This is a genomic window from Intrasporangium sp. Soil_C_50 (assembly GCF_057656595.1).
Genome location: NZ_JBDGKB010000001.1, coordinates 1053801 through 1063049, shown reverse-complemented (window position 1 = coordinate 1063049; position 9249 = coordinate 1053801). Strand labels below are relative to the sequence as shown.

The following is a 9249-nucleotide window of genomic DNA, read 5'->3' as shown; positions in this document are numbered from 1 at the left end:
GAGATGACGGGGGAGATGACGGGGGAGATGACGGGGGAGATGACGGGGGAGATGACGGGGGAGATGACGGGGGAGATGACGGGGGAGATGGCGATGAACGAGGTCCAGGTCCATGGTTGAGATCGTCCGGCATCCCGTCGGGCCGACCCGGCGCCGCGCCCGCCACGCCGACCTGACGGCGACGACCCCGGTGGGGACGCCGCTCGTCCCGGAGCCTGCAGCGCCGACGACCGAGGCGTCACCTGCTCCGCACGTCGTGCCCTTCACCCGGACGCGGATCTGTCCCGAGGCGCGTCAGGCCGTCGCCGACGTCCTCGAGTCGGGGTGGGTCACCTCGGGCCAGCAGGTGGTCGAGTTCGAGGCCGAGCTGGCCGCCTACGTCGGCGCCGAGCACGGCATCGCCGTCAGCTCGTGCACCGCCGCGATCGAGCTGGCCCTCCGGGCCATGGACCTGCCGGAGGGCTCGAAGGTCCTCATGTCGACGGTCACCTTCTGCGGCGCGGCCGCCGCCATCCGGCACGCCGGCCACGTGCCCGTGCTCGCCGACGTCGACCCCGTGACCGCCATGCCCTCACCGGCCACCGCCGCCGCCGCGTCGGCCGGCTGCGGCGGCGTCGACGCGCTCGTCGTCGTCCACCTCGCCGGGCTGCCGACCGACGTCCGGGCCCTGGCCGAGGCGGCCGGCCTCGACCTCGACCACGTCGTCGAGGACGCCGCCCACGCCCTCGGCACCCTCGTCGGCGACGAGCCCGTCGGCACCATCTCGCGGGCCACGTGCTTCAGCTTCTACGCGACGAAGAACCTGGCCATCGGCGAGGGCGGCATGGTCACGACCGACGACGCGGACCTCGCCCACCGCATGCGGCGGGCGCGGCTGCACGGGATGTCCGCGGACGCGTGGAGGCGTTACCTGCCGGGCGGCGGCTGGCGCTACGACGTCGCCACCGAGGGCCTCAAGGCGAACATGACCGACGTCCAGGCCGCGATCGGGCGGGCGCAGCTTCGGCGGTTCGACCTCGACCAGGCCCGCCGCGCCGCAGTGGCCGCGCGGTACGACGAGGGGCTCTCCGGGATCCCGGGGCTGCGGCGCCCGCCACGGCCCGTCACCGGCCGGCACGCCTGGCACCTCTACACGGTGCGCGTCGAGCCGGCCTACGGCATGGGGCGCGACGAGCTCATCGACGTGCTGCGGGCCCGGGGCGTGTGCACGTCGGTGCACTTCATCCCGCTGCACCAGCTGACGTGGTTCCGGGACCACTGCATCGTCCCCGCAGAGGGGCTGCCCGGTGCCGACCGGGTCTTCGACCGCATCCTGTCGCTGCCGATGGACGCGGTCATCACGGATGTGGAGGTCGACCAGGTCTGTTCAGCCCTGGCCGACTGCGCACGGAGGGGAGCCAGAGGATGACCACGACACTGAGCTACGGATGGACACCGGAGGACATCGGCTTCGTGCCGACGCTGCAGAAGGGCCTGCGCACCCTGATCGTCGGTGCGGGGGAGGCCGGCCGTGCCCTGGCCCGTGACCTCGAGAGGGTGCGCGACTTCGGCCTGGCGCCGATCGGCTTCCTCGACGACGACACGAACAAGCGCGTCGTGCGCCGGCTGCCGGTCCTCGGTGCCCTGTCCGACCTGCTCTCGGTCGTCACGGTGCAACGCGTCGACGTCGTGCTCCTCGCGATCCCGGGCCTGCCGGCCGAACAGGTGCGCCTGCTGGCGACGACCGCCGCGCGCGTCGGTGCGAGCGTGCGGCACCTGCCCTCGTTCATCTCGATGCTCCAGCGCGACGTCGTCGGAACCGACCTGCGATCGCTCGAGGTCGGGGCGCTCATCGGCCGGCCCGAGATGCACGTCGTCTCACCCGAGGTCCAGGCCACGATCCGCGGTGCCCGGGTGCTCGTCACCGGTGCCGGCGGCTCGATCGGCAGCGAGCTGTGCCGGCAGGTCAACGGGTTCGGGCCCGAGCGGCTCGTCATGCTCGACCACGACGAGTCGAACCTGCACCGCCTCCAGCTCGAGCTGACCGGCGAGGGGCTGCTCGACTCCGACGACGTCGTCGTCGCCGACATCCGCGACGCCGGGCGGATGCGCCAGATCATCGCCGACGTCCGCCCGCACATCGTCTTCCACGCAGCCGCCCTCAAGCACCTGCCGATGCTCGAGCGCCACCCCTGCGAGGGCGTCAAGTCCAACGTCGGCGGCACGCTCAACGTCGTGCGGGCCGCGGTCGAGAACGGTGTCGACCGGTTCATCCTCATCTCGACCGACAAGGCGGCCGACCCGACCTCGGTGCTCGGCGCGACGAAGCAGCTGGCCGAACGCGTCACCCGGCACGCCTCACGCGACTCCGGGGGGACCATCGTGTCGGCGGTGCGCTTCGGCAACGTCCTCGGCAGCCGGGGCTCCCTGCTGCACGTGCTCGCCGAGCAGGTGCGCAACGACGAGCCGTTCACGGTGACCGACCCGGACGTGACCCGGTTCTTCATGACGATCGAGGAGGCGGTCGGCCTCGTCCTCGAGGCGGCCCACCTGGCGCGGGGGGGCGAGACGTTCGTCCTCGACATGGGCCAGCCGGTGCGCATCGTCGACCTCGTGCAGAACTACTCGCGCCAGCTCGGCCTGCAGGAGGTCGACATCCGGTACACCGGCCTGCGGCCGGGGGAGAAGCTGCACGAGGTGCTCTTCTCCGACGCGGAGGACCGCCAGCAGACGGCCCACCCGCGGATCTTCAGCACGTCGAGCGCGACGACGGACCCCGACTTCGACGGTCAGCTCGACACGCTCTTCGAGGCCGCGTCGCGCAACGCCGTCGACGAGGTCAAGGCGGCCCTCGAGCTGATCCTGGGCAACTACCAGCGCGCCCGTGACGACCGGCGTCTCGTCGTCGCCGCGCCCTACCCGGACGACTACTGAGCCGACCCGCCCGGCACCCCGGAGCGGGACACCTCGCACGCACCGCAGCACACCAACGCCTGACCACATTCACGCACACCACGAGGAAGAGGGGACGATCGTGGACCTCACCGTCATCACGGGCACCGGGGCCGAGCACCCGGGACCCGGAACCACCGGAGCGACCCACCCGACGACCATCGTGCCGGGAACGCCCCGGGCACGGACCGCCACCGTCATCGAGGGACCGGGCCTGCTGGCCGACGAGGCGGTGCTGCAGTCGTTCGAGATGGGGGCGGCCGGCCTCGACCTCGCGGCGCCGCCGGTCGTGCTGCCGGACTTCCACCACAAGCGCAAGATGGAGATGCCCTCGAGCATCGCCGTGGCCACGCGCGGCACGATCCGACCGACGTTCACCAGCTCGTCGGTCAACTGCGGCATGGCCCTCATCGCGCTCGGGACCGACAAGCCCGCCGACCACGCGGTCGACGCGTTCTACCGGGCCGTCAAGGAGAAGTACCCCTACCCGACGCGCGGGGCCCGTGAGCTGACGGCCTCCGAGGTCGTCGCGGCCGCCACCGAGGGCGCCCAGTTCGCGGCCGAGCGGTGGGGTGTCGACGCCGAGGAGCTCGAGCGCATCGAGGAGTCCGGACGCGTCGACCTCGAGCCGTGGGGTGGCGGCGCCCGGCTGCGCAAGGAGATCCCCGCGCTGACCTGGCAGCTGGCGCGGCTGCGCTTCGGAACCGTCGGCCCGACGAACCACTTCGTCGAGCTGCAGCAGGTCGAGGAGATCCTCGACCCCGAGGCGGCCGAGCTGCTCGGCATCCGGCAGGGGCAGGTGACGCTCCAGTACCACGCGGGCGGTGGCGTCCTCACCGGCGAGATCGGTCACCTCTTCCAGCGTCGCAAGGACACCGCGCGCGCGATGAAGGCGGTCATGGCGGTGCAGAAGCCGCTCTACCACCTGGCCACGGCGCGGTCGGCGGCCCAGCTGCGCGAGCGGATGCGCCTCTACTTCGCCAAGGGCTGCGCGCCCGTGGACCTCGACAGCGACGAGGGCCAGCGGCTCATGCTCGCCAACGCGTCGGCGATGAACTACGGCTACGCCTTCCGCGTCGCGACCTACGCCGCGCTGCGGCGCCTCGCGCTCGACGCCTTCGGCGGGGAGCCGGGCCGGCTCGTCGTCGACTCGCCGCACAACTCGATCTACGAGGAGAACGTCGGCGGCCAGCGGGCCGTGGTGCACCGGCACAACTCGTGCCGGGCGTTCCCGGCCGACCGGATGCCCGAGGGGTCGGTCTTCGCAACGACGGGCCAGGCCGTGCTCCTGCCCGGCACGCACCGCACGTCCTCCTACCTCGCCGTGGCCGGCGCGCGCAGCAGCGACAGCCTCCACTCGGCCTGCCACGGCGCCGGCACCGTGATCGAGCAGTTCGAGAAGGACGGGCGCTCGACGCTCGACCCGGGCGGCCGCTCGACGCGTCGCTACCGCTACACCGACGAGGCCCCGTCGTCCGCGCCCCACCTCGACGACCACGGCGTCAACGCCGCCATGTCGGTGCTGACCCGGCACGGGATCGTGCGCCCGGTGGCGCGGATGAGGCCGTTCGCCGTCCTGCACTGACCGCATGGCCCGGATCGCGCCGGGTCCCTCCCACACGTCATCGCGCCCGACCCTTCCAGGAGCCGACCATGAAGCCTCGAGCCGTCATCTCAGCTGTGTCCGTGGGTGCCCTCGCTCTCGGATGGCAGCTCGTCGTGGCCCCCGCCGCGTCAGCCGCGACGTCCTGGTTCGTCGACGGCTCGTCGCCGACGTGCAGCGACGCCGGCTCGGGGACGTCGTCGGCGCCGTTCTGCACCATCAGCGGGGCGGCGGCTCGTGCCGTGACTCCTGGCGACACGGTGCGGGTCGCGCCGGGCACCTACCGGGAGCAGGTCACGGTCGGTGCCTCCGGCGCGGCCGGCGTGCCGATCACGTTCACCACCTCGGGGCCGGGTGTCGTCGTGTCGGGCACGCGTGACCTGTCGGCAGCCCCCTGGACCGCGGTGTCGGGCGGGACGTTCAGCACGCCGTACGCGCCCCCGAGCACCACCAAGCAGGTGTTCCTCGACGGCACCCGCCTCGCCGCCGGTACGAGCGCGACGACGCTGACCGCCGGGTCGTTCTTCCACGACCCGATCGCCAAGGTGCTCTACGTCAACCTCGGTGGCTCGGCGCCGACCGGCCGTGCGCTCGAGGCCGGCGCCCAGACGTACGGGTTCAACCTGGCGGGGCGCAGCGACGTCGTCGTCGACGGCTTCACCACGACCGGGCAGAACGGCGTCGGCCTGCGGGTGAGCGCCGGCAGCGCCGTGACGCTGCGCAACGTGACCAGCACCTTCAGCGCCGGCTCCGGCATCCTGCTCGAGGCCTCGAGCACGAACGTCACCGTGGCGAACGCGACGGTCCGCTCGGCCGCCTCGATCGGGATCAAGCTGGCCGCCACGACCGCGTCGACGATCACGGGCGCGAACGTCGCCGGCTCGGGCAACCACGGCATCTCGCTGCAGGGCTCGGTCGGCAACGTCGTCCAGGGCTCCGAGTCGGCCGACAACGTCGTGAGGTCCGGTACGGCCACCGCGGCCGGCATCGACGTCAGCGCGACCTCGACCGACACCGTGCTGCGCGGCAACGTCGTGCACGGCAACCAGGACACCGGAATCCAGGTCTACGGCGGCTCGGCGCGCGCCCTCGTCGTGCGGAACACGAGCTGGGGCAACGGCAACCACGGGTTCGACACGCTCGCCTCCACCGGCGTCACCTACGTGTCGAACACCTCCTACGGCAACCACGACGACGGGATCTCCGTCGAGGGCAGCAGCACCGGCGCCACCCTGCGCAACAACATCTCGGTCGACAACGGTCTGGCCACGGGCCGGCACGACCTCTACGTCGAGCAGGCCTCGATGACCGGCTTCACCGCCGACAGCGACGTGTTCTGGAACAGCCGGTGGGTGCCGGCCGTGCGGATCGGCCTGACCCGCTACCAGACGATGTCCGACTTCGCGGCGGCCACGGGCCTCGAGCCGGCAGGCCTGGGCAGCGACCCCCAGTTCGTCGACACCGCCGCCCACGACTTCAGGCCGGCGGCACAGTCCGCAGCGGTCGACTCGGCCGACGCCGGCGCGCCCGGCTTCGAAGCGAAGGATGCCGCGGGCAACCCGCCGGCCGACGACCCGACGGTCCCCGACCGGGGAGCCGGCGCGCCGACCTTCGCCGACCGCGGCGCCCTCGAGCGGCTGCCGCAGGCCGGCGACGCGACGACGAACGCACCTCACGCGGCCCTCGTGCTGTCGACGACGACCGGGCAGGCGCCCCCCACGGTCACCGTCACGGCCGACGCCCGAGGATCCAGCGACGTCGACGGACAGGGCATCGCCGGCTACACCTTCGACTTCGGCGACGGCACCGTCGTCGGTCCGCAGACCTCGCCGGTGGCGACCCACCCGTTCACCACGGCGGGCACCCACCTCGTCAGCGTCACGGTCTCCGACACCGGTGGGCTCACGGGGCGCGCCCAGGTGCCCCTGACGCTGACGGACCGGGCCACGGTGACCTACCACGTCGACAGCCGCAACGCGTCGTGCTCCGACGCCGCCGACGGCACGACGACGCCGTTCTGCTCGATCAGCCGCGGGGCCGCGGTGGCGGTCGCCGGTGACACCGTCCTCGTCGAGGCCGGCGACTACCGCGAGCAGGTGACGCCGGCCGCCACCGGCCTGCCGACGGCCCCCCTCACCTTCCGCGCCAACGGCGCCGTGCGCGTCCTCGGCTCGACCGACCTCGGCTCGCCCGCGCAATGGGTCGCCACCGGCACCACCGCCTGGAAGGCCACGGTCAGCGCGGCCGCGCCCGTGACCCAGGTGCTGCGTGGCGGGACGCGCCTCGCGGTCGCCCCGAGCGCCACGACGACGACGCCCGGCACGTTCTTCTACGACGCCGCGACGAGCACCCTCTACGTCGACGCCGGCGGGGCGAACCCGGCGTCCGGCACGACGATCGAGGCCTCGACGCGCTCCTACGGGTTCAAGCTGTGGAACGCCCGGTCGGTCGTCGTCGACGGGTTCACCACCCAGGGCCAGAACGGGGTCGGCGTCAGCATCCAGGACTCCGCCGACGTGGTCGTCTCCTCCGCCACGGCGACGCTCGCCTCCAGCTACGGCATCTCCTCCGACCGGTCGAACCGCACCCGGGTGTCCGGGTCGACGGCGAGCGCCAACGGCTCGATCGGCATCCGCATCGCGACGAGCCCCGCCGCCGTCGTGTCGGGCAGCACGAGCGCCTCGAACGGCTACCACGGCATCAGCATCCAGGGCAGCACCGGGGCGACCGTCGCCGACAACGTCACCCACGACAACGCCCAGCCGGTCCAGCGCCTCGCCACCGGCATCGACGTCAGCCTCGGATCCACCGGCGCGGTGATCGAGCGCAACACCTCCTACGCCAACCAGGACTCCGGCATCCAGGTCTACACCGGCTCGGACGACGCGAAGGTGCGCCGCAACATCGCCTACGACAACGGCGACCACGGCGTCGACTGCCTCAGCTCGCTGCGCGACCACGTCGTCGGCAACACCGTCGTCGGGAACGCCACCGCCGGCGTCAACCTCGAGGGCGGCTGCACGAACGCGCTCGTCGCGAACAACGTCAGCATCGACAACGCGGTCGGCAGCACCCGCACGACCGGCGACATCCGGCTGGACGCCAAGTCCTCGGCCGGCTCGACCGTCGACCGCAACCTCGTGTTCATGAGCGCGGGCGGGCCACTGTACGAGTGGAACTCGCTGCGGTACGCCACCGTGGCGGCCTTCCGGACCGCGAGCGCCCAGGGCGCCACCGACCTCGGCGCCGCGCCGCGGTTCGTCGACCAGGCCGCGCGCAACCTCGCGCTGACGATCACCTCGCCCGCGGTCGACAGCGCCGACCTCGGCGTCGCCGGCGCCTCGGTGACCGACCACGACGGCTTCGCCCCGGTCGACGTGCCGACCGTCGCCGACACGGGCGCCGGCACGCCGCCCTACGGCGACCGCGGTGCGCTCGAGTTCCACGACCTGCCCAAGCCGGTGGGCCCCACCGCGGCGCTCTCCGCCAACCCGGCGTCGGGCGCCCGCGCGCCCGCGACCGTGCAGCTGTCCGCGGCGGCCTCGACCGCGGGCGACCACCCGATCGCCACGTACACCTTCGCCTGCGGCGACGGCGCGACGGTCGGTCCGCAGGCCGCCCCGACCGCATCGTGCACCTATGCCGGCGGCGGGACGTACACGGCCTCGGTCAGCGTCGTCGACGCGTCCGGCCTCGCCTCGAGCGCCACCACGAGCGTCGGGGTCCTCGCCGCCTACGTCGCGCCGAGGGCAGCGCTCACGGCCACCCCGCGCTCCGGCGCCGTGCCCTTCCGGGTGGCGCTCAGCGCGACCGGGTCCTCGGATCCCGAGAAGGGCACGCTGACCTACACCTTCGTGTGCGGCACCGGCACGACCGTCGGCCCGCAGGCCGCGCCGACCGCGACGTGCACGTACTCACGGACCGGGACGTTCACGGCCCAGGTGACGGTGCGCAGCAGCGTCAGCGGCCTCTCCGGGAAGGCCACGACGACCATCACGTCCCTGGCCAACCGGCCGCCCACCGCGTCGCTCAGGCTCGTGAGGGGACCGACGACCGTCGCACCGGCGACCGCCATCTTCGACGCCTCGGCCTCGCGTGACCCGGAGCGACGGCCGCTGAAGTACACCTTCACGTGCGGCAACGGCACGCGCGTCGGCCCGCAGCTCTCCGCCCGGGCGACGTGCAGGTACCGGACCGGCGGGACGTTCCGGGCCACCGTCACCGTCACCGACGACGTCGGCCACCGGGTCACCAGTGCTCCCGTGACGGTTCGCGTCCGGATCAACCGCCCGCCGACCGCCCGGCTCATCGTGACCCTGTCGAGGCCGCACGCCCCGACGGTCGCCACACTCCGCGCGTACCGGTCGACCGACCCGGAGCGGCGCCGGCTCACCTACACCTACGCCTGCGGCAACGGGAAGGTCATCGGGCCGACCACGGCCTCGACGGCGACGTGCTCGTACCGCAAGAGTGGTACGTACTACATCAGGCTCACGGTCCGCGACGACGTCGGCCAGCGGTCCTCGGTCACCGTGCGGATCAGGGTCTAGCCCGGTCGCCGGGACGTGCGCAGCACCCCCGGCCCACGAGCGCGACCGGGACACCCACCCCCGACTCCCCCCGGGGAACGGTGTCCCGGCCGCCCAAGGCGCGGCCCGAGCATTCCCCCCGCTCGGGCCGCGTCCGGTGCACCGGCTCCGTCCGTCGCTCGTCGC

At 73.1% G+C, this 9249-nt stretch carries 4 protein-coding genes; all 4 read left to right on the top strand.

All coding sequences use genetic code 11. From position 1 onward, the window contains the following. Nucleotides 1-112: 112 nt before the first annotated feature. Nucleotides 113-1408, top strand: coding sequence for a DegT/DnrJ/EryC1/StrS family aminotransferase (locus tag AC3A5R_RS04910; RefSeq protein WP_487619608.1), 1296 nt, complete (start codon nucleotides 113-115; stop codon nucleotides 1406-1408). Beyond that, complete coding sequence (locus tag AC3A5R_RS04905) at nucleotides 1405-2913, top strand: polysaccharide biosynthesis protein (protein ID WP_487619607.1); 1509 nt, start codon at nucleotides 1405-1407, stop codon at nucleotides 2911-2913. The genes AC3A5R_RS04910 and AC3A5R_RS04905 overlap by 4 nt, the downstream gene beginning before the upstream one ends. 100 nt (nucleotides 2914-3013) lie before the next feature. Next, a complete protein-coding gene (locus AC3A5R_RS04900; RefSeq protein WP_487619606.1) occupies nucleotides 3014-4516 on the top strand; it encodes an RtcB family protein in 1503 nt (500 codons plus the stop codon). A 68-nt stretch (nucleotides 4517-4584) separates the two neighbouring features. Continuing rightward, nucleotides 4585-9084 (top strand): right-handed parallel beta-helix repeat-containing protein, encoded by a 4500-nt coding sequence (locus tag AC3A5R_RS04895; protein ID WP_487619605.1) that lies wholly within the window; start codon nucleotides 4585-4587, stop codon nucleotides 9082-9084. The last annotated feature ends 165 nt before the right edge of the window (nucleotides 9085-9249 follow it).